Origin of the sequence: Flavobacterium johnsoniae, assembly GCF_001879205.1 — a bacterium.
Lineage (GTDB): Bacteria > Bacteroidota > Bacteroidia > Flavobacteriales > Flavobacteriaceae > Flavobacterium > Flavobacterium johnsoniae_A.
This window is the reverse complement of sequence record NZ_MLFK01000009.1, coordinates 355,847-377,434: the sequence shown is the minus strand read 5'-3', so window position 1 is coordinate 377,434 and position 21,588 is coordinate 355,847. Positions and strand designations below refer to the sequence as shown.

General features: G+C 37.1%; 18 protein-coding genes. 9 read left to right on the top strand and 9 right to left on the bottom strand.

Annotated elements, in window-relative coordinates:
- The first annotated feature begins 627 nt into the window (after positions 1–627).
- The 3 genes from BKM63_RS17580 to BKM63_RS17570 are packed head-to-tail and all read left to right on the top strand — an operon-like array spanning position 628 to position 7,650.
- Positions 628–3,561 (top strand): SusC/RagA family TonB-linked outer membrane protein, encoded by a 2,934-nt coding sequence (locus BKM63_RS17580; RefSeq protein ID WP_347512051.1) that lies wholly within the window; start codon positions 628–630, stop codon positions 3,559–3,561.
- A gap of 10 nt (positions 3,562–3,571) precedes the next feature.
- Positions 3,572–4,954, top strand: a complete 1,383-nt coding sequence (locus BKM63_RS17575; RefSeq protein ID WP_071637865.1) for a RagB/SusD family nutrient uptake outer membrane protein — start codon at positions 3,572–3,574, stop codon at positions 4,952–4,954.
- Positions 4,955–5,004: 50 nt separating this feature from the next.
- Positions 5,005–7,650: an alpha/beta hydrolase family protein gene (locus BKM63_RS17570; RefSeq protein WP_071637864.1), complete on the top strand. Its 2,646-nt coding sequence runs from the start codon at positions 5,005–5,007 to the stop codon at positions 7,648–7,650.
- 74 nt (positions 7,651–7,724) lie between these two features.
- Here the strand turns inward: BKM63_RS17570 and BKM63_RS17565 are convergent, their stop codons facing one another.
- The 4 genes from BKM63_RS17565 to BKM63_RS17550 form a co-directional block, all read right to left on the bottom strand.
- Positions 7,725–8,000: a DUF6520 family protein gene (locus BKM63_RS17565; protein WP_071637863.1), complete on the bottom strand. Its 276-nt coding sequence runs from the start codon at positions 7,998–8,000 to the stop codon at positions 7,725–7,727.
- Positions 8,001–8,100: 100 nt separating this feature from the next.
- Positions 8,101–9,615 carry a MauE/DoxX family redox-associated membrane protein gene (locus tag BKM63_RS17560; protein WP_083572278.1) on the bottom strand — a complete coding sequence of 505 codons (1,515 nt, stop codon included), beginning with the start codon at positions 9,613–9,615 and terminating at the stop codon, positions 8,101–8,103.
- 90 nt (positions 9,616–9,705) lie between these two features.
- Positions 9,706–10,641, bottom strand: coding sequence for a helix-turn-helix domain-containing protein (locus BKM63_RS17555; protein WP_083572277.1), 936 nt, complete (start codon positions 10,639–10,641; stop codon positions 9,706–9,708).
- Between the two features lie 45 nt (positions 10,642–10,686).
- Complete coding sequence (locus BKM63_RS17550) at positions 10,687–11,070, bottom strand: hypothetical protein (protein ID WP_071637861.1); 384 nt, start codon at positions 11,068–11,070, stop codon at positions 10,687–10,689.
- Between the two features lie 245 nt (positions 11,071–11,315).
- On the opposite strand from BKM63_RS17550, the gene BKM63_RS17545 reads away from it, so the two are divergent.
- From BKM63_RS17545 to BKM63_RS17520, 6 genes are all read left to right on the top strand, one after another.
- The gene (locus BKM63_RS17545; protein WP_071637860.1) at positions 11,316–13,742 is read left to right on the top strand and encodes an aminotransferase class I/II-fold pyridoxal phosphate-dependent enzyme; all 2,427 of its coding nucleotides are present in this window, start codon (positions 11,316–11,318) and stop codon (positions 13,740–13,742) included.
- A gap of 104 nt (positions 13,743–13,846) precedes the next feature.
- Positions 13,847–14,695 carry an RteC domain-containing protein gene (locus BKM63_RS17540; RefSeq protein WP_431733027.1) on the top strand — a complete coding sequence of 283 codons (849 nt, stop codon included), beginning with the start codon at positions 13,847–13,849 and terminating at the stop codon, positions 14,693–14,695.
- A gap of 227 nt (positions 14,696–14,922) precedes the next feature.
- On the top strand, positions 14,923–15,231 hold the full coding sequence (locus tag BKM63_RS17535) for a helix-turn-helix domain-containing protein (protein ID WP_071637858.1): 309 nt from the start codon (positions 14,923–14,925) through the stop codon (positions 15,229–15,231).
- A gap of 81 nt (positions 15,232–15,312) precedes the next feature.
- A complete protein-coding gene (locus tag BKM63_RS17530) occupies positions 15,313–16,731 on the top strand; it encodes a DUF3945 domain-containing protein (RefSeq protein WP_071638161.1) in 1,419 nt (472 codons plus the stop codon).
- A gap of 6 nt (positions 16,732–16,737) precedes the next feature.
- Positions 16,738–18,807, top strand: coding sequence for a type IA DNA topoisomerase (locus BKM63_RS17525; protein ID WP_071637857.1), 2,070 nt, complete (start codon positions 16,738–16,740; stop codon positions 18,805–18,807).
- Between the two features lie 13 nt (positions 18,808–18,820).
- A complete protein-coding gene (locus BKM63_RS17520; RefSeq protein ID WP_071638160.1) occupies positions 18,821–19,717 on the top strand; it encodes an ORF6N domain-containing protein in 897 nt (298 codons plus the stop codon).
- A 52-nt stretch (positions 19,718–19,769) separates the two neighbouring features.
- On the opposite strand, the gene BKM63_RS17515 is transcribed toward BKM63_RS17520, so the two are convergent.
- From BKM63_RS17515 to BKM63_RS24055, 5 genes are all read right to left on the bottom strand, one after another.
- Entirely contained in the window at positions 19,770–20,090 is a 321-nt protein-coding gene (locus BKM63_RS17515; RefSeq protein ID WP_071637856.1) for a MazG-like protein, read from the bottom strand.
- A 9-nt stretch (positions 20,091–20,099) separates the two neighbouring features.
- Positions 20,100–20,438: a hypothetical protein gene (locus tag BKM63_RS17510; protein ID WP_071637855.1), complete on the bottom strand. Its 339-nt coding sequence runs from the start codon at positions 20,436–20,438 to the stop codon at positions 20,100–20,102.
- Positions 20,435–20,992, bottom strand: coding sequence for a DNA-3-methyladenine glycosylase I (locus BKM63_RS17505; protein WP_071637854.1), 558 nt, complete (start codon positions 20,990–20,992; stop codon positions 20,435–20,437). Before BKM63_RS17505 ends, BKM63_RS17510 begins: the two co-directional genes overlap by 4 nt.
- Before the next feature lie 113 nt (positions 20,993–21,105).
- Positions 21,106–21,372 (bottom strand): nuclear transport factor 2 family protein, encoded by a 267-nt coding sequence (locus BKM63_RS24060; RefSeq protein WP_278248025.1) that lies wholly within the window; start codon positions 21,370–21,372, stop codon positions 21,106–21,108.
- Positions 21,369–21,575 (bottom strand): nuclear transport factor 2 family protein, encoded by a 207-nt coding sequence (locus tag BKM63_RS24055; protein WP_083572275.1) that lies wholly within the window; start codon positions 21,573–21,575, stop codon positions 21,369–21,371. The genes BKM63_RS24060 and BKM63_RS24055 overlap by 4 nt, the downstream gene beginning before the upstream one ends.
- Positions 21,576–21,588 lie beyond the last annotated feature (13 nt).

Genomic DNA, 21,588 nt, shown 5'->3' with positions numbered 1-21,588 from the left:
GCAAATAATATTACTCACTCCTGTCATAATAACAAAGAAAAGTTAATCCTTAAAAAATAGTGCGTACGAAAGTGCGCATTATTAAATATTTTGTTATATTTGCTTTATCATTTCAAGTATGTAATGTACTTTTGCGATTCTTCATGTAAAAATATTTGAAGCATTCGCTTTGAATCTCGTTATCGAAAACTGGCGTTTAAATAACCACGAGATGATAAGTAAGATGCTCACGTCATTGGCGTGGGCTCACTTATTCGTGGAAAGGTGCCGCCAGTACCCCGATAACAATAAGCTGAGTTCCATGCCTTTTTTATGCCATAAACTTTCTTAGATTCTTAGTGAATTTACTTCTTTTTTTACTTTAAAGGCTCGCTTTTATTGAAAGTCAACCATTTAAATTATTACTGCCCGTGTTTTAAAAAATCTTTCTTTGTGAACATTAAGCCGTTTACTTAATGCATAAAAAATGGTCCCCAACCGCAGCGACTAACTAGAGTAGAGGACCATAGTCAATCAAATCATATTTAACTAACCAATCCCGAAATTATGAATAATTTTTCATTTTCCAAGGGTGGAATAGATCTCTATTGCCTAATTTTTCTAGGCTTCCTATTGTCTTTTTCACCAATGTCTGCCAAAAATCACTCTCGGCAAGGCAAATCATTTTCCCAACAACATAAGGTTCAAGGCACTGTCACAGACGGCACTAATCCTCTGCCTGGAGTAACTATTGCCATTAAAAACAAAAAAAACAATGCCGTAATTTCCGATTACAGTGGTCAGTTCTCATTAACCTCCTCTTCAAATGATACACTGGTAGTATCTTATATAGGTTTTAAAACTGCGCTTGTTCCCATTCAAGGACGCTCAGTTGTAGACATTATACTTTTCTATGATTCTACTACCCTTCAAGAAGTAAAAGTGAATGCCGGATATTATTCAGTCAAAGAAAGTGAACGAACCGGTAATATATCTCGTATTACCTCCAAAGATATCGATACACAGCCTGTGACCAATGTGCTTGCCACTATGCAGGGCCGAATGGCGGGTGTGAACATTACACAAAATACTGGTGTTCCGGGAGGCGGATTTGACATTCAGATCAGAGGAAGAAATAGCATAAGAACAGATGCCAATGCTCCTTTATACATCGTTGATGGCGTACCTTATGCTTCGGATGCTATCGGTTACACACAGACCTCAACAGTATTTCCAACTGTAACAAGTCCATTAAACAGTATCGACCCCAACACAATTGAAAGTATTGAAGTGCTTAAGGATGCTGATGCAACTGCAATTTATGGCTCTCGCGGTGCCAATGGAGTTGTACTTATAACGACCAAAAAAGGAAAAGAGGGAAAGACTAAGTTTGATTTTAGCGCTTCAACCGGAGCAGGCTCAGTTACCCGCTTTATGAAATTAATGACCACAGACCAATATCTAGACATGCGGCGTCAGGCTTTTCGTAATGATGGAATAGCTAACTACCCTGCAGGAGATTATGACATCAACGGAACATGGGATCAAAATCGGTATACTGACTGGCAAAAGGAACTTATAGGCGGTACGTCATTAATAAACGAATTGCGTGGAAACATTAGTGGAGGATCCCAGTACACGCAATTTCTATTTAGCGGAAGCTATTACACACAATCGACCGTATTTCCGGGGGATTTTTTATATAAAAAGGGAAACTCGCACGTGAATTTGAACCATCAGTCTAAAGATGGCCAGTTCCGCCTTGTATTTTCTGCCGGATACACCATACAAAATAATGACCAACCAGCATTTGATCTGACTGCAACATCTACAACACTCGCACCAAATGCCCCAGCCCTATACGATTCCTCAGGAAATCTTAATTGGGAAAACGGAACATGGAACAATCCTTTGGCCAACCAGCAGGCCAAAAATAAATCCAACACAAAAGATCTTGTAGCCAACACGATTCTATCTTATGAAATAATTCCAAATTTGATTCTCAAAAGCAACTTTGGCTATACAGATTTACAGCATGTGGAAAGCCGTACGAACCCTTCCACGATTTATAATCCTTCTTTTGGAATAACAAGTGCTAATTCAACTTTATATCTCAACAACAGCAAACGAAGCTCATGGATTATTGAACCACAATTAAACTGGGAAAAAGAATTGGGCAAGGGAAAACTTGGAATTCTTTTAGGCAGCACTTTTCAGCAAAGGAATGCTTCGCGTTTATTTCAATCGGGCTCCGGTTTTAGCTCCAATGCTCTTATTTATGATTTGGCCTCGGCAACTAACCGTCAAGTTCAAATGAGTGATGAAACCATTTATAAATATCAGGCATTCTTTGGCAGAATTAATTACAACTGGAATGACCTATATATTATGAACCTGACCGCAAGACGTGATGGATCAAGCCGTTTTGGTCCCGGAAATCAATTTGCGAATTTTGGCGCTGTTGGTGTAGCATGGCTTTTTTCTAATGAGAACTTTCTTAAAAACAGTTCTTGGCTGAGTTTTGGAAAAATTCGCAGTAGTTACGGGATAACTGGGAATGACCAGATTGGAGATTACCAGTTCTTGAACACCTATAACTCCTCGGGAGTCAATTATCAAAACATAATAGGGCTTCAGCCAACCCGTCTCTTTAATGCTGATTTTGGCTGGGAAGTCAATAAAAAATTGGAAGCTGCTTTGGAATTAGGCTTTTTAGCAGATAAAATTTTTATTACTGGGGCTTGGTATCAGAATCGTTCTTCAAATCAATTGGTTGGTATTCCGCTTCCCGGAACAACTGGATTTACACAACTGCAAGCCAATTTAGATGCTACAGTGCAGAATACAGGATTGGAGTTCACATTACGCACCGTTAATTATTCGAATAAAAATTTTAACTGGACCAGTAATTTCAATGTTTCCTTTTCTAAAAATAATCTGGTATCGTTTCCAAACTTAGCTAGTTCCAGCTATAAAAACACGTACCGAATTGGTGAACCACTCAGCATTTTATTGCGGTATAAATACACTGGGCTTGATCCCGTAACTGGAATTTACCAGTTTAAAGATGAAAATAACGATGGAAAGATTTCTTCTCCAGATGACAAACAAACTGTCATAAATCTTAATCCTGATTTTTTTGGAGGGTTTCAAAACCAACTGAGTTACAAGAACTGGAAATTGGATTTTCTTTTTCAGTTTGTTAAACAACAGCGTGAAAGTTACGCCGGAGTTGCAGGAATGATCAATCATCCAAATAGGTTCGTGAACAGTTGGCAGCAAGAGGGTGATACAAGCCCTTACCAAATGCACACTGCCGGATACAATGCTGTCGCATTGACGGCACAATCCCTTTACAGTACCAGTGATGCAGTTGCTACTGATGCTTCTTTTATTCGTTTAAAAACTATAGCAATAAGTTATAATCTTCCTTTAAAATCGAAAGAGTTACATTGTCTGTTTACAATAAATGGCCAAAACCTCTTGACTTTTACGCCTTATGAGGATGGAGACCCAGAAAGTACTATTGGATTTTTACCCCCATTAAAAGTAATTACTGCCGGAATACAACTCACTTTTTAATTGATAAAACATGAAAAGAATAGCAACAAAAAACATAGCACAACTTAAAATAGCCTTTAAAATAAATTTTCATATACTTATTTTAATGCTTTACTCCTGTGATTCATTTGTCGAAGTAGATCTTCCAAAATCGCAATTAACCAATACTGCAGTTTTCCAAAATTACACAACAGCCAATGCAGCAATGGCTGATATTTATGCCAAAATTCGCGACAAAGGTCTTCTTACCGGAACAGTTTCTGGTATTTCCAATCAACTGGGTTATTATACAGACGAACTTACTTTTTATGGTACATCTACCAATCCTGCTTTTGCGTTTTATAGTAATTCTGTTTTGCCTTCTAACACTACTGTAAGTACAATGTGGAATAATACATACAATCAAATTTACGCTGTTAATTCAGTTTTAGAAGGTATAGCTGTATCTGATTTTAGTACTACAGAGAAAGCTCAATTACAAGGAGAAGCATTTTGTATTCGCGGTTTGCTTCATTTTTATCTTACACAGCTTTTTGGAGACATCCCTTATATCGAAACGACCGATTACAAGCTGAATAGTACTGTAAAACGTTTACCTATCGATCAGGTTTACATTCATATTATAAATGATCTGAAAAATGCTGAACAGCTTCTTCCCTCCTCTTATTCAAGCTCAGAAAGAGTTCGTGTCAATTCATTTGTGGCAAAGGCATTGCTTGCCAGAGTCTATTTATACACAGGTAGATGGAATGATGCTGTTAAAATGAGCAGTGAAGTAATAGATAATAATTCACTTTATCTTTTTGAGGAAACAATAGGCAAGGTATTTTTAAAAGGCTCAACAGAGGCTATTTGGCAATTTATGCCATCAGTAGCGGGAAAAAATACAGATGAAGCTATTTTGTTTACATTCACATCAGGTCCGCCTCCACTGGTAGCTATGAGTGAATCTCTTATGAATTCGTTTACAGCAAACGACCTTCGTAAAACAAATTGGACAACAGCAATTACTACTGCAGGCAAAACCTGGTATTACGCCTCTAAATATAAAGAATCTAAAAATACGTCAGCGGCAAAGGAATATTCTATCATCCTACGCTTAACTGAACAATATCTTATTCGTGCAGAAGCAAATACACAACTTGAAAATTATCAAGGAGCCAGAGAAGACCTGAATAAAATCAGAAAACGTGCAGGGCTCTCTAATTCTGTTGCCAATACAAAAGAAGAATTTCTGCAGACTATAATTGAGGAAAGACGAAAAGAACTTTTTACGGAATATGGTCACCGCTTTTTTGATCTTAAACGCACCAATAATCTCGATGCGGTATTATTTGCAAAACCCGGTTGGGATACTACCGATCGTTTATTGCCAATTCCAGAAAGTGAGTTTATTGTAAACCCTAATTTATAGTGCAAAATCTGCATTAGCAAATGCAAATTATTACTGAATACTAGAGTAAAATGAAAAAAGACATTTATACAAACGTTATATTTCCCCGCCGAAAGGCATTTTTATTTTTAGTTTTTATTTTGCAATTAGCCGCCTGTCCCTGCTTGGGACAGGTATTGCAAAAAAAAATACTGAATGTAAATGATTATTCTAAATGGGGCCAATTAAATCTGAATGGATTAAACGAAAACGGAAGTTGGGTTAGTTATACCTTATCATACGAAAATGGTATTGATACTTTATTTCTGAAAAATACCAAATCAATGCTATCAAAAAGCTTCGCAGCGGGAACTAATGGCCGTTTTGTAAATTCTGATTGGTTTATTTTTCAAACTACTAAGGAAGTGCACCTTGTAAATCTCAAAACAGGTTTAAAAGAAATAATTAAAAATGCGATACAATATGACTATTCGCCTAATACAAGAAAACTATTGATTCTTTTGAGTCAAAATGAAAACCAAAGGACATTGCTTATTCGTAAACTGAATGGTACCGACAAAGAGCAGATTGCATCAGTTGATAACTTTATAATGGATCCCGCGTTGCAAATGGTATTATACACTTCCAAAGCGGATACAAAGCATGAAATCACACTTTTAGATCTTTCTAAAAAAAACAAAATAACAATTTTAGGTAATAGTTCGGGTTCTTTTGATAATCTGGTTTGGCATCCAAAAGGAAAATCAGTAGCTTTTATGGAAATGCCTTTAAATCCATCAGAAAGCAAAATGGTTTTTTATTATGACTTGCACGGCAATAAAATTTACAAACTTGATATTGACGTACAGAATGAATTGGGAGATTCATTATCGATTACCGATAAAAGTCACAAACTGAAGATATCAGACGACATGCAAAAGGTCTTTTTTTCTGTAAAGCGAAAAACCAAACTAGAAATAACTAAAGTAAGCTCTGAAGTACAATTATGGAACGGAAATGCTAAATGGATTTATCCTATGGAAGAAAAAAGAAAACAAGCTGAAAGAACTTACCTTGCCCTATGGGAGCCTTTTAAAAATAACACAAGACTTCTTTCCAATGATACTCTACCTCAAATTATGCTGACGGGGGATCAGCGCTATGCGATACTTTCCAATAAAAAGCAATATGAGCCACAGTATGATTATGAAAGTCCGCGAGACTTTTATATTATGGATTTATCTTCTGGAAAAAGTGAATTGTTGCTGAAGAAACATTCCGGCAATATGTTACGTACAACAGCCTCACCAAATGGAAAATACATTGCTTACTTTAAACAAAAAAACTGGTGGATTTATAATATTTCAAAAAAGTCGCATACCAATATCACTAAAAACCTGAAATCTTCTTTTTTTCATAATGAAAAACAGCATCCAAATAATACAGATGTTGATTCTAGCATTTTCTGGACAATGAATGGCAAAGAGATCCTATTGTGTGACGAATATGATATCTGGGCGATAAACACGAATGGAACTTCTGCTCAAAGATTGACCTCTGGTAGAGAAACACAAATAAAGTTCAGGTTAGCTGGTTACTCTTTAGTCCTTCCTGCAAGATCGAACTACGATGGGATAATATTTGATTCGGTCGATCTTCACAAAGGGTTATTATTAGAAGCGGGCAGTGTGCGGGGATATTCCGGCTTTTATAAATGGTCACCAAAATTTAATAAAAATCTTGTATATTCAACATCAACGCTTCTCAATCAATTTACTCAGTCGGCCGACGGAACTACATTTGTTTATTTAGAACAGAGATATGACGTTTCACCCAAATTGATGATTAAAAATCAATCTAATGATTCTTCAAAACTGCTAGTACAAAGTAATCCACAGCAGGAAGAATTTTATTGGGGAAAAGCAAAACTAATCCACTATAAAAATACAAAAGGAGATTCGCTGAGTGGCATCTTATATTATCCTGCTCAATACAATAGCCAGAAGAAGTATCCCATGATTGTTTACATTTATGAAAAATTATCAAACGATTTTTATAAATATATTGCTCCTTCCCAATTAGAAGATAGAGGATTTAATATCACAACATTTACTACTCAAGGTTATTTTGTCCTTCTGCCCGATATCTCATATCAAATAGGGAAACCTGGATTATCCGCAGCCGATTGTGTTGTCTCTGCAACAAAAGAAATAATTCACAAAGAAATGATACTTCCCAATAGAGTTGGTCTTATAGGACATTCTTTCGGTGGATACGAAACAAACTTTATTATAACACAAACTGATCTATATGCAGCTGCAGTTTCAGGAAGTGGCGCTTCAGACCTGACAAATTTCTATCTTACAGTTGGAGCTACAGGCAGATCTAATATGTGGCGTTTTGAAAATCAGCAGTGGCGTATGGGAAAATCATTGTTTGATGATCGTGAAGGTTATAATAGCAATTCACCCATTGAACATGCAGAAAACATAACAACCCCGCTTCTTTCCTGGACAGGAGAAAGCGATAAACAAATGAACTGGAATCAAAGTGCAGCACTTTATTTGGCTCTGCATCGATTAAATAAAGAGCATATTATGTTAGTTTATCCAAAAGAAGGACATACTATTTTAAAACCTGTAAATCAGAAAGACTTATCGATGCGAATACATGATTGGTTTGACTATAAGCTAAAAGATTTACCCCCTTCAACATGGATAAAAGATGGCTTGCAATAATATAAAAATAGTAATGCAGTTCCAAAAGAACTGCATTACATTCCTATAATATACATTCCTCAAATAATTAATTATTAAGGACGGTATACTACTTCTGAACAAGTGGTTTGACTTTGTTCATCCTTTGCAAATACCTGCTCTCCGGCAGGAAGATAAGAAACACGACAAACCTCATTTTCCTGATCTGAACAGGTAATAGGCATGCTACATGGATTTTGAGGTGTATCTCGATATCCTAATTTGATATCATCTGCTTTCTCTGCACTCTGCATCGATGAAGTAAAAAATGCTCCAGAAATTCCAAGTACAAAAATTGCCATCGGCAACGCTTTTTTTACAATTGTTTTCATAATATTAAATTTTAAAAATTAATGCGATCTACTTTTTTCTACAGGTGTTCGATCTGATTCCTGATACATGCGCTAGTATATTTTTAAGTTATTATAATCCTTATTCAGGTATATTTTTTATCTCTTTTTTTAATTTATTGTTTATTTTATACATCACTAATTTGGTATCAATAAGAGCATATATATAGTCTGGAGTAACCAAGAAATTCCTATTTTTTTTTCCATCAATTCCATAAATATGGAAACTAAACAGATATGTCTTTTTATTTAGATCATATACATCAATAACAGATGCCTGATCCCAAACTTTTCTTTTTTCATATCGACCCGGAACATTGGAATTCACAAAAAGAAGATGCCCGCAGATGCTGCTAGCAGCATTTACACTAATGGTTGGAATTCCCATTGTACGTTCTGTTTTGTTTTTGAGATATGCTACTTTAATTTGTGCATGTGAAACGGTATCAATTGTGTTTCCTCGATAGTCCAATACTCCGTTTTGATCTGCCACTATATATTCATTTCTATAGCTGTATATGTATACAATTCTTTTCAGCTCTGTACTGTAATGTAACATACCATCCGTATCGAAAATGCCATCAATTTGCTTTTGCAATAACTGTGGCGCCATATTTGTCTTGGCTTTCTCTCCTGTCGTGAAAAATCCTAATATATTAGTATTGTTACTGATTCCCCTAAATGCGATTGTACTACTATCAATCGGTATGGCGATATTGAAGTATGGCGATTTAGGCTTTTGTAATCTAGCTTTCCAATCACTTATATGACCTCTAAAAATCACTCGGGTTTTACCATCAATTACATAAAAGAAAGGAGGGCGAACAGCTAGCCTGATCGATTTAAAAGTAAAACTGTCACGATCTAATTTTACATGTATCTTTTGCTGTTGGAGTTTGAAATCAATAGATAATAAATATAACGGCACTGTTGAATTTCCCAAATATACTTCACTGTTTCCCGATCCTGCAAAATAATAAGAATTGTATTTTAAATCCACCGTATGTTTTAATGTAATAGGATGATGTGGATAACGCCGAATAAAGGGATTCTGGCGCTGCATTATTTGCTCTGAAGACAGAAATAAAATTAGAACAATTACACTGTTTGCTACAGCAACTAAAGCTAACTTAATATTGTAGAATTTAATGAAATTGCTTTTATCTTTTACAAAGCTATTTTGTAACGAAAGTGCTATACCACCTGTTATCAAAAAGAAAACATTGAAGAGCAAATGTTGCTGCCAACTCATTTTCTCCAGTATCCCACCACAGGAGCATGGAAGAAATGAACTATAATTTAACATTATAAAAATGTATGCAGTAAACATTGCCATCAAGCAAAATCCAGCATATAATGCTTTCATTCTTGACTTGCTAATTAACAGAAAAAATACTATTAGAAACTCCACAATTAGTACCGTCCAAGAAATCCAGTCTGCAAACGCGCTCAATAAAGGAGACTGCCCAAGCTCCACCTGAAACTTTTCGAAATCCAAGGCTTTATTTGTGGCTGCATATACAAACAATAATAGATACAGCAGGCATATTATCTCTACAATATTTTTTTTCAATCCGATTTTCGCATTCAGTATCATAAGTAGTCGATTTGAATTCCACAATGTAAAATTCTGAATTACAAATCAATAACACTTATACTATCGGGAGCGAGTATTACTCAGAAAGGATTAATCTTTTTCACTTATAAAAAGACCACCTGTTTTGTTTCGGCCTATTTCTTTTGGGGAGAGCCCAAATTGTTTTTTAAATGATTTGGAAAAGTTAGGATAACTATTAAAACCGCTCATAAACGAAATATTTTTCAAAGGAATATCAGTTTGCTCAATCATTAGGTAAGCCCGTTTAAGCCGCTGTTCGGTATAAAACTTGTAGACGCTTGTATGGAAAAAATACCGGAATCCGTCTTTGAGTTTAAAATCATTTGTCCCAAAAAGTCTAGCAATTTCCTTTATTGAAGGCAAAGGCTCCGCCAAATTCGCAAGTACGTAATCGTAAACTCGCTGCATCAGGCGCGCATCGGCTTTTCTAAAATTATGCTGCTTTTGCTCTTTTGTTTCGTATGATTCCGGAACAGCGTCATCAAGCTGGAGAAAGGGAGCTATGAAGCTGAGTACTGTAAACTTACCTTCCGACAATCTTGATACCGAGCATTCGGCGCTTACTATCAGCTTTTTATATGTTATGAAATTTAGAGTAATGATTTCACCAGATAGAAGAAGCTCCTCCAGCGCTTTTTTCTCTAGATCAGACATTTCCGTGAAGTCATCTAATAAGAATTCCTGTATTGGCCTGCTGAGCATCTCTATCGAATCATAACCCAAAATTTTCAAAGCGCCTTGATTCACATTCTTTATAGAATGATTTTCATCTAAGATAAAAGTTGCAGGTGTTACCATCCTGTGAGTAATATACGGATTGACAAAACCTGAATGAAAAGCGGACTCCTTAAGTTCTTCCGCCACCATATTGACAAGAACGACCAAGGTTTCAATTTCGTCGTCATAACTACTCAAAGGGATTTGGTTATTGAAATTGCCCCTTGCCATTTCAAATAACATCTTGTGCATCGAGACCATCCGCTGGCGGTTGTGAGAGCTTTTCATTTGTGTAAATATTTAATACTTGTATCTATCTGTCTAAGAGTGGTCCTAAACGAAATCCGTTAAATAATCCAATGCCTCTTGCTCCACGGTAAAAATTCGCGTAGGCACAGACGGCTTGCTAATTTCAAGATAGAAAGTGCTCATAGTCATGGAAACATTTTCACTGCCAATTAGAGCGACTGCTTTTGCAAGCAGTGATCCGGATTTTGCGAGATAGTCTCGGGCTGCTTTGTCAATTGAGGCAATTCCCCTGGTATCGCAAAATACAGGAAGATTCCTTTCATTTTGAAATGCAATCCTGTCTGCAACCACGCGCATAGCGACTTGCAAATCTATTGCAGTATTAGGTTTATATTCGAAAAAGAGGATTCCCTTTTCAATCCAAAACCTTGCATTTTGATTCTCAAAAGATTCATGTGAGGCAATCATGACCTGTTTGTTTTTAAACTTGAAATTTAACAAAATTATAAAGATTTAGAAACATTGTCATTGTCAAATATGGATTATTTCTTGCAAAACACTGTAATTTGTTGTCAAATCGGGAATTACCCTTGCCAAATTGGGAATAAAATATCTGCAAGTAAAAGCGCTTTCGATTTTTATAATGAATTTTAGGTGTCTAATTTTCAGACAATTACAAAAACACAGATCTAAACCTAAAAATTTAATAAGAGATGGCAAAAATCAAACACAATAATTTTATCGATACAGTAGACACTGTTTTTACTAGTGCAAAGGATCAAGGAATGCTACACCTATACACGGAAGGTGAATATTTAAATGGACGGACGATAAAAATTAACGGATACGAAATGCTCCATTTTGGCACTACGGGATATTTAGGACTCGAACAGGATGAAAGGTTAAAAGAGGCTGCAATAAATGCTATAAGAAATTACGGGACGCAGTTTCCTCTTTCTAAAACTTATCTTTCGCATCCTTTATATGCTGAATTGGAAAGCAAGATTGAGCAGATGTACGATATACCGCCAATAATAACCAAGAACAGTACCCTTGGACATATGGCCATTATTCCCACCCTGATAAGAGATGAAGATGCCGTAATTTTAGACCATCAGGCGCATTGGAGTGTGCAGAATGCCTGTCAGGTTCTAAAGCTTAGGGGAATACCTGTGGAGATGGTACGCCATAACAATCTGGAAATGCTTGAAGACAAAATTCGAATGTTCAGCGGTAAATCGGGCAAAATCTGGTACATGGCGGACGGTGTTTACTCAATGTACGGAGATTATGCACCAGTACAGGATCTTTTAAAACTTGCGCAAAAGTATCCGCAGTTTCACCTCTATTTTGATGATGTACACGGAATGAGCTGGAAAGGACAAAATGGTACAGGTTTTATCTTCGACGCTATTGAAACGCTGGAAGAAAACGTTGTCGTTGTCAGCACGCTGAGCAAGACTTTTGGTGCCAGCGGTGCCACATTTTTCTGCAGTGATCGTAAATTGCGGGAAAAGATTAAAACTTTTGGCGGTCCCCTTACTTTTTCAGCTCAGCTTGAACCTGCATCAGTTGCCGCTGCAATTGCATCCTGTAACATACATCTTTCTGCAGAAATCTATGAGCTTCAGGCTCAACTTTCCAAAAAAATAGCACATTTCAGCACGCTGCTTTCAAAAAGCAGTCTGCCGCTCGTTTCTGAAAATGACTCCCCGGTTTTTTTTATTGGTATGGGGACACCCGCCACTGCTTATAATTTTACAAAGCGCCTTTTCGCAGAAGGATTTTATCTCAACCTTGGCATTTATCCAGCAGTACCTATAAAAAACACCGGAATCCGTATCACGATATCTGCGCATAATAAAATTGAAGATATTTCAGAACTTGCCCGTGCAATGGATCACCACTTCCAGAAAGTCGTGGAAGAAACCGGAAGCAGTGATGAAAAAATACGGCAGGCTTTTAGAATGGATATCAGAAGAAAACTCCCTGCTAAAAAACAGCAAATAGCACTGCTGCATATTGAAGAGCAAACAACAATAATGAATATCGACAAGCAGGAATGGAACAAATATTTGGGCACTCATAATATCCTGGATTGGGACGGAATGAATTATCTTGAACAAACTTTCTCCGGTAACGAGGATTCCGCCAGTAAATTGGATTTTTTCTATTATATAATCAGGTACCAAAACATGCAAGTTGTTTTAATGACGTTCTGCACATTTGGGATATGGAAAGATGATATGCTGTCTACAGAATCAGTTTCAAGACACCTTGAAGAAATTCGAAAAACAGAGCCCATGTATATGACTTCCAAAGTACTAAGCACCGGCTCTTTGTTTACTGAGGGAATGCACTGTTATATTGACCAGGGTCATCCTCTGGCCGAGCAATCATTTCGAATGCTATTGAACAAGATGGAAGAAACATACAGTTCTTTAGGGGCTGATATGGTCGTTCTGCGTGATTTTGAAACTGGATTCAAGTGGGATGAAATGGTTAGAAACCAAGGGTATTTCCGGATTGATATGCCAGAATCCTGTGTAATTGAAAATAAAAACTGGCCCACAATTGAGAATTATGGTTCCCTGCTTTCAACCCGTTCACGCAAGCATTACAACAGGGAAATACTGCCATACGAAAAATTCTACGATGTTGAAATAAAGGATTGCCTCAATCAAGAAGAAATAAACAGGGCTTACAAGCTGTACTGCAATGTAAAGGATCGCAACCTAGCCATAAATACCTTCACATATAACAGGCAAGTATTTGAAAAGATGAATAGCTCTCCAAACTGGGAGTTCATAATTCTGACCCTGAAAAATGCAGTTGAAAAGAATTTCATTGGAATAATGTTTTGCTATAAAAATTCAGGAAATGTATATGTGCCTGAACTTATCGGCATGGACTATATTGTCGGAGAAGGTTTCAATCTATACAGGCAGCTTTTATACCAAACGATCAAAAGAGCGCGAGAACTTCAAATTGGTCGAATTGATTTTGGCATATCGGCAAGCTTTGAGAAGAAAAAACTTGGCGCTTCCATCATAACGAAGGTCGCTTACGTACAGGCTAAGGACAACTACGCTATGGAAATGATGCAGACACTGCAGAATGAAACCAATACCGCGCGCTGATATAATATATTTAAATTCTCTAACGAAAAGTAACGTCATACCGTATCTGGGCAGAACTGCCCTCACTTTTCCTTGTTCAAATAAATCTAAATTCTGTTGCCATGATAAGATCTACATGTGAGAACGCCCTTCAGGTTATTCGAAAAGCAGAACAGGAATTCAGCTTAGACCCTGAACATATAATTGAAAAATCCTACCACATGACTACCGTTCTTCGAAGCTTGCTTTGTACGGTTAAAAAAATTGTTTTAGAAAAAGGATTCTCCGATGAAAATGAAGAGATTAATTTTTTTAAAATTATCAAACCCCAAATACTAGGAAAACTGATTTTCTATAATAAAGTTTTCCGAATTGAAGCATCCTGTCCGGTTGTAACGGGAAAAATGCATCATAAATACTTTTCCAATGAGCTTAATCTCCTCAAACAGGAGTATAAAGAGCACTTTTATAACACAGATTTTTATCGCTATTATCGCACGGGAAGAACCGAATGGGACCATCATTTCTTTTGTCGGGGTAAAATAGACCTTCATGAAGGAGTTAATAGTTTTGTTTTTGAAATTGACACTCAATTTTCTACCTATTATGATTATAAGGTAGCGCGTATAATTGCTAACGAACTGCTTAACAGTTATCTCGTTTCTAAAATTGAACCTGACACCCAGCAGTCCACCATTTTTTCAGACGGAAATGTAGCTAACAGAGATTTTTTCTGGACAGATTCAAAGAATGCGCTGATCGAATTAATTTACGCACTTCACGCATCGGGCAGTATATCTCATGGAAAAGCCGGCATCCGTAAAATCAGTATGGTTTTCCAGTTGCTTTTTAGGATCCAGCTCGGAGATGTTCATCATGCCTATCATAGGATGAAAGACAGGGCTGATAGCAAAAGTATTTTCCTGGACCAGCTGAAATTATCGCTTAAACAGCACATGGAAAAAGAGGTCTGATTTTTTTAAAACTTGCAATTTTCTTGCCAATGAGGTGCAATTGGCATCAAATGGCTACTGGCATATAATTACTTCTATATGCTCAATTATACCAGTAAATCAGCAACTCATCATAATTTTTTATTCAGTTAAAATTTTCATAAAACAGCATTTTACATTGGCTGAAATTGGTAATGAAAAACTTTTGCCATTAGCAATTTTGCATCACTAATGTAAAACACACCGCCATGAATATAGACAGAATGGAATTCATTTCCTGGATGGAACGGATCATAGAACGTTTCGACCTTTTGAGCGCGCACATCAGTGAACTTGAAAAAAAACGCGGAAGTGTTGACGGCGAAGAGCTATTGGATAATCAGGATATATTGCAAATGCTTAAGATAAGCGGGAGATCACTGCAGCGTTACCGATCAACTGGCAAGCTCCCCTACTATACCATTAGCGGAAAAATATATTATAAGCTATCGGATGTACACCAGTTCATCAGAGAAAGTATCAACGTCCGAATACCAAAAACTTATGCCAGGGAGTGAAAAACGATGCCAAACTGTTCCAGATTTTAGTCAGCATCTTTTCACCTTTTAATTTCGCACATGAATTTAAAATTTAAAATTATGAGTGAACAAATTAAAGACCCGCCACTTAATACTCAGGAAGAATTATCGGATATACTGCTTGTATTTGATAAAGAGAAAAAGAAAATTCTGGCAGTAAAAGGCATTGACCAAAATGGCAATCTGGAAACCGTTGACCCTACGCGCAAAAATCAGAACCAGTTTATGCGCGTAGACAAGCAGGGAGATTTGTTTTCAAATTTCTTTTCCAATTTTTTCAGCCAGCTGAAGGACCCGACTAATTTTTCGTTCTTCAAAATCCCTGCTCTTCTGGCTGTTGATACTTCAAAAGAGATGCAGAAGCAAATTGATCGTCCCACACCTGAAGGTGAACAATTAATGAAACAGTATGAAATTAAACCGAATAATCAAAAAAACGAAATTAATATGGAAACAGCACAAACAAATCCGGAAACAAGTGAATACAAATACAAACCGGAACAGATCGATTGGGAAACATTAAACCATTTGGGTTTAAGCAAAGAAAAGCTTGAAAAAATGAGCCTGCTTGATCCGCTACTCAAGGGATACAAAACAAATGAGCTTGTACCGGTAAGTTTAAATCTTGGTACTGCAGTTACAAGAATGGATGCCCGTTTGTCGCTTAAGCAAAACGACGAAGGACAGGTCGTGTTGGCCATTCACGGCATCCGAAAAGAGCCTAATCTGAATTATCCTTTTTTCGGTCACGAGTTCAGCAAGGAAGATAAAGACAATCTGCTGCAAACAGGTAATATGGGACGCATAGTGGATCTCACCAATCCGAAAAACAATGAGATCATGCCTTCCATTATCAGTATAGACAGGTTGACCAATGAGGTAATCGCACTGCGCACGGATTTCATTAAAATTCCCGATGAAATTAAAGGTGTAAAACTAAGCGAAGAGCAAAAACAAACTTTATTTGAAGGTAAACCGCTTACATTAGAAGGTATGGTTTCAAAGAAAGGTACTGCATTTGATGCATCTGTGCAGTTTAATGCCGACAAACGTTTTGTTGAATTTCTCTTTGATAGAAATGATCCTAACAAGCAGAACCAGACGCAGGGAGCACCAAAAAACTTTAGAGATAAAGAACTCGATAATGATCAATATCAAAAACTCAAAGATGGTCAAACAGTTTATATCAGCGGCTTAGTGGATAAAAAAGGGAAAGAATACAATGGATATATCACCTACAACAAAGAAACCAATAAAACAGATTTTTCATTCCAAAATCCAGATAAAATCAAAGAACAAATAAAACCTTCTGAAGCCCACAAAACGCAGACTGCTGTCAATTCCGAAGGCAAAACTAACGAAGCTACTAAGAACATACAGGAGCCATTAAAATCAGGACAAACAAATCCCGATGACAAGAAACAACAGCAACAACAAGAATCAAGTGCACCTGCTAAATCAAAAGGGCCTAAAATGTAATAAGATATGATAACAATTATTACAGAAAAGCCCAGTGTAGCAAGGGAAATAGCCGTTATAATCAGAGCCACCGAAAAAAAAGATGGCTACCTGACAGGTAATGGCTATTTTGTTACATGGGCACTGGGCCATCTTGTAGGATTAGGAATGCCCGAAGATTACGGCATCACAGGATTTGACAAAGCATCACTGCCGATACTTCCAAACCCTTTTTTACTGACTGTCAGAAACGTCAGTAAAAAGCAAGGGGATTCTGTAGATACAGGAGCACTAAAACAACTAAGAATCATTAGAGAGCTCTTTGACAACAGCGATAATATTATTGTCGCCACCGATGCAGGACGTGAGGGCGAACTCATTTTTAGGTACATATACGAATACTTGAAGTGCAATAAACCCTTTAAGCGACTTTGGATAAGCTCCCTTACCGAAAAAGCCATTAAACTAGGTTTTGATAATCTCAAAGACGGAAAAGAATTTGACGGATTATATCAGGCAGCACAAGCCAGGAGCCGTGCAGACTGGCTTGTGGGTATCAATGCCACGCAAGCGCTCTCCATTGCAGTTTCTAACGGGGTTTATTCACTCGGAAGAGTGCAGACACCTACATTGGCTTTAATATGCAAACGCTATCTGGAAAACAGGAGTTTCAAAGTAAAAAATTACTGGCAGATTCAGTTGTCCCATAACAAGGAAATGATAGATTTTAAAAGTATCTCAAAAATCAAATGGGAAGATAAAAAACTAGCCGCTGATGTGTTGAAAGCCATTGCGCGAAACCAAACGGCAATAATTACATCCCAAGTGACCAAAAGCGTTACAGAGCAACCGCCTTTATTGTTCGACCTTACCGGCCTGCAAAAAGAAGCCAATAAAAAATTAAACCTTTCGGCCGAAGAAACCCTTAACATTTGCCAGAGCCTTTACGAACAGAAATTTATCACATACCCACGTACCGCAAGCAAATACATTCCTGAAGATATGTGGGCAGAGATTCCTAATCTTGTAAGAGCTTTACAAAAGAGGGAAAATATTAAACAAAACCTATCTCAAATGAAATGGCGCCGTTTTAATAAACATATTGTGAACGATCTGCGTGTTACCGACCATCATGGATTATTAACTACTGATAGAATCCCATCAGCCCTGAATCCAAAGGAAAATGCGGTTTATAATATGATTGCATTTCGATTACTTGAAGCCGTTGCACAACCCTGTATCAAAGAGATAACGGATGTCGATATACAAGTTTTGCACTACGATTTTACAGCAAATGGCTGTAAAATTACAGAACCTGGGTGGCGCTTCATTAAAGGCAGTTTTTCTGATAACGATACAGAACAAGTACTGGATTTGCCTGAGTTGAAAAAAGGCGATGATCTTAAAATAAAGGAGGCTTTTGTTCTGGCAAAGAAAACCAAACCGCCTGTGCTTTACACTGAAGCAGGCCTTTTGTCAGCTATGGAAAGTGCCGGAAATGATATCGAAAATCAAGGTGAGCGAAAGGTTTTGCAAAATTTAGGTATCGGCACTGCAGCTACAAGAGCATCAATTATCGAAATATTGTTTACCCGTAATTACATAAATAGGGAAAAGAAATCTCTGGTACCAACCGAAAAGGGATTATTGGTATACGAATTGGTCAAAGAAAAAAAAATAGCAGATGTGGCGATGACTGCCCAATGGGAACTTGCATTGGAAAAAATCGAGAACAACGAATCAGATGCAGGAAAATTTCAAAAGCAAACGGAAAATTACGCTGCATCTATTGCCAATGAATTGTTGCAGATCCCAATTGCGAAAAACAACTTGCCAGACCTCATCTGCCCGAAATGTAAAAGCCAACAACTTATCATACGTGACAAAATAGTAAAGTGTCCTGAAGAGACTTGCAACTGGATACAGTTCCGCAATGTCTGCGGTGCGCAAATCAGTATAGACAATATTAAAAGTCTTGTCAGCAAGGGTACAACTTCACTCATTAAAGGAATGAAAAGCAGGTCAGGAAAGAAATTCGATGCGTACATCGTACTGAACGATAATGCCGAAACTACCTTTGAATTTGCCAAAAATTAAAGCTTCACAAGTAATGGAAAATAAACCTACCCTCAGCACCATGGAAATCAGAAATCTGATTTATTCCATACGTGGAAAGCAGGTTATGCTCGATAGCAACCTTGCTTCCTTATACCAGGTGGAAACAAAGAACCTAAATAAAGCCATAAAAAGGAATATTGAAAGGTTTCCTGAATCCTTTTGTTTTCAATTGAATGAAGAGGAAGCTGAAATCTTGAGGTTCCAAATTGGAACCTCAAGTTTGAGTTACGGTGGAAGACGCTATTTACCTTATGTTTTTACGGAACAAGGTGTTGCAATGGCATCTGCCATACTCCGTTCTCACATTGCCGTTAAGGTCAGTGTAGAAATTATGGAAGCCTTTGTAGAAATGCGTAGAATCCTTATGAGCAACGCTTCACTTTTTCATCGATTAGATAAGATTGAATTCAAACAATTAGAAGCTGACCAAAAATTTGAAGAAATTTTTAAGGCTTTGGAAAGCGATAAGCTCCATAGCGAAAAAGGGATTTTCTATAACGGGCAGGTTTTTGATGCCTATGCCTTTGTTTCCAATATTATCCGAGCTGCCAAAAACTCCATTATCCTACTGGATAATTATGTCGATGACACGGTACTAACTTTACTGGGTAAACGCAGCGATAATGTTACCGCAACTATCTACACCTGCAATATCAGCAATCAGCTACGACTGGATGCGCAGCGATACAACAGTCAATATCCCCCGATTGAAATCGAAATTTTCCCTGATGCTCACGACCGGTTTTTGATAATCGACGATACGGAGCTCTATCATATCGGAGCCTCGCTCAAAGACCTTGGCAAAAAATGGTTCGCCTTTTCAAGAATGGATATTGAGGTTGGCAGAATGCTGCAGATCCTGAACAATGGAGGTAGCCTTAATTTTTAATGCTTTTCCCAATTAAGAATATCCAATTAAATAGTATAACAGTAAATCCTGATTATTTGATTAACTTTTCTGTTTTGCTTAAGAATTTGTCAACAGCTTGCTTAATATCAATATCCATTCTATCAGCTAACACAATCAGCCACCAAATATTTTCGCCAAGTTTATGCGTAAGTTCTTCTTCAAAGCCAATTTTCGGCCAGCGTTTCTGTTGTGCCATAATGTTTCGAGCTACTAAACCAGCATCGGTTAAATAAGCCAAAGCGTCCTCTTCCACGATCCATTCACTTCCATGGTGCAACACTTCTAGTCCATGGTACTTTTTTCTAATTTCCAAAGAGCGACGAATGATTTCGTCAAAATTATCTATGCTCATATTTTTTTATTAATGGATTAAATCTGCTTTTAAATAAATTATTTTATTTCCTTTAAGTTTAAAATCAAATGTACCGTCAATTTTACCTTCAGGAAAATCACCTGTAAACTGTACTTTCAAATGGGCAGTTGCTTCATCAATTATATTAAGTTTTATCTGCTCGGTATGCGTATTATATCCAATAAAGTAGCTATCGAAATATTGCTTAATTCCATGATGTCCTTCAAACTTTCTGCCTACTGATGGATCGTCTAAAACAGCTTCGGGCAAATAAAAACCAAGGTATTTTATAGTATCAAATGCATTGCTTGCAGCAACCCAATTTTTGATAAATGTTTCTATATTCATATCATTCTATTTTTTAACCACATTGGATGTGTCTCTAATATAGCTATGTGTACGGGACAGAATGGCGAGTGGGCTCCAGGCAGATACCCGATGCTCATTAGGAACTCATTTACAATTTCACCACCAGTAAAACGGAATGTTTTTTTGAACAGTTTTACCCATTCTTCTTTAGTTTTTGGGTGATGGTGTTCCAACCATTTGTCAAAACTGCCATATTCCTTTTGCAATTGAAAAATTGTTTTAGCATTTTCTATTGCTGCATTAATTTTCAGTTTGTTACGGATAATTCCCGAATCATTCAGTAATCTTTCACGGTCTTTTTCTGTATAGGCTGCCACTTTCGTAAGGTCAAAGTTATCATAGGCTTTACGGAAGTTTTCCTCTTTTTTAAGAATAGTTTCCCAGCTCAGCCCCGCTTGATTTATTTCCATAATCAGGCGGCCGAAGAGCTCATTGTCATCATGAATAGGAAATCCATAATGATTGTCATGATAATTCTGATGAAGGCTACGGCTCGGTTCGTTCATCATAGGGATATAGTTGCAATAACTCATTATTATTAATTTATGTTAGTACAAAGATCAGCTAAGCTGCGAAGATAAAGTTCGTCAAAAAGGAAGGTTTCGTTGCCATTTTGACGAACATTTTAATCTATTCTTAAAAGATCTTATTTTTCTCTTTTTTCAATAATCTTAGGGTCAATGGTATTTGGTACTGCGTGGTGTGAAAGATCTCCTGCTAATGTGATGAATAGTTCCCTAACCGAAAACTCCCATTTCCCATCCACATGCTTAAAGGTATCATGGTAACGTCCCACGGCAATTGGCTGTAAAGAAAGTCCTCTTTCGGCATCAGCTTGTAAAATTGTGAGATAGGATAACGCTGTAGCCTGATTTTTATCCTCCATAATATCCAAAACTGTGTTGGTGGTCACATGCGCCGTTCTAGGGTTCCGTCGGCATAGACCTGTAAGTTTTTGCTTAATTGGCTAATCACTTCTTTTCTCCCTTCTATCACATTTCTTGGGGATATAATTTTTCCGTTAGCAAATAAATCTCCAATCTTATCAAATCTGGCTTGGTCTACATAATGCGTGTACCGGCCAATTAAATTCTGAATTTGTTGTTCGCTGCTCATTTTTATAATTTTA

Bases quoted from the DNA above. Each gene is read 5' to 3' on its own strand.
- BKM63_RS17580 (WP_347512051.1), top strand. From the start codon at position 628: ATGTCTGCCAAAAATCACTCTCGGCAAGGCAAATCATTTTCCCAACAA.
- BKM63_RS17575 (WP_071637865.1), top strand. From the start codon at position 3,572: ATGAAAAGAATAGCAACAAAAAACATAGCACAACTTAAAATAGCCTTT.
- BKM63_RS17570 (WP_071637864.1), top strand. From the start codon at position 5,005: ATGAAAAAAGACATTTATACAAACGTTATATTTCCCCGCCGAAAGGCA.
- BKM63_RS17565 (WP_071637863.1), bottom strand. From the start codon at position 8,000: ATGAAAACAATTGTAAAAAAAGCGTTGCCGATGGCAATTTTTGTACTT.
- BKM63_RS17560 (WP_083572278.1), bottom strand. From the start codon at position 9,615: ATGATACTGAATGCGAAAATCGGATTGAAAAAAAATATTGTAGAGATA.
- BKM63_RS17555 (WP_083572277.1), bottom strand. From the start codon at position 10,641: ATGAAAAGCTCTCACAACCGCCAGCGGATGGTCTCGATGCACAAGATG.
- BKM63_RS17550 (WP_071637861.1), bottom strand. From the start codon at position 11,070: ATGATTGCCTCACATGAATCTTTTGAGAATCAAAATGCAAGGTTTTGG.
- BKM63_RS17545 (WP_071637860.1), top strand. From the start codon at position 11,316: ATGGCAAAAATCAAACACAATAATTTTATCGATACAGTAGACACTGTT.
- BKM63_RS17535 (WP_071637858.1), top strand. From the start codon at position 14,923: ATGAATATAGACAGAATGGAATTCATTTCCTGGATGGAACGGATCATA.
- BKM63_RS17530 (WP_071638161.1), top strand. From the start codon at position 15,313: ATGAGTGAACAAATTAAAGACCCGCCACTTAATACTCAGGAAGAATTA.
- BKM63_RS17525 (WP_071637857.1), top strand. From the start codon at position 16,738: ATGATAACAATTATTACAGAAAAGCCCAGTGTAGCAAGGGAAATAGCC.
- BKM63_RS17520 (WP_071638160.1), top strand. From the start codon at position 18,821: ATGGAAAATAAACCTACCCTCAGCACCATGGAAATCAGAAATCTGATT.
- BKM63_RS17515 (WP_071637856.1), bottom strand. From the start codon at position 20,090: ATGAGCATAGATAATTTTGACGAAATCATTCGTCGCTCTTTGGAAATT.
- BKM63_RS17510 (WP_071637855.1), bottom strand. From the start codon at position 20,438: ATGAATATAGAAACATTTATCAAAAATTGGGTTGCTGCAAGCAATGCA.
- BKM63_RS17505 (WP_071637854.1), bottom strand. From the start codon at position 20,992: ATGAGTTATTGCAACTATATCCCTATGATGAACGAACCGAGCCGTAGC.
- BKM63_RS24055 (WP_083572275.1), bottom strand. From the start codon at position 21,575: ATGAGCAGCGAACAACAAATTCAGAATTTAATTGGCCGGTACACGCAT.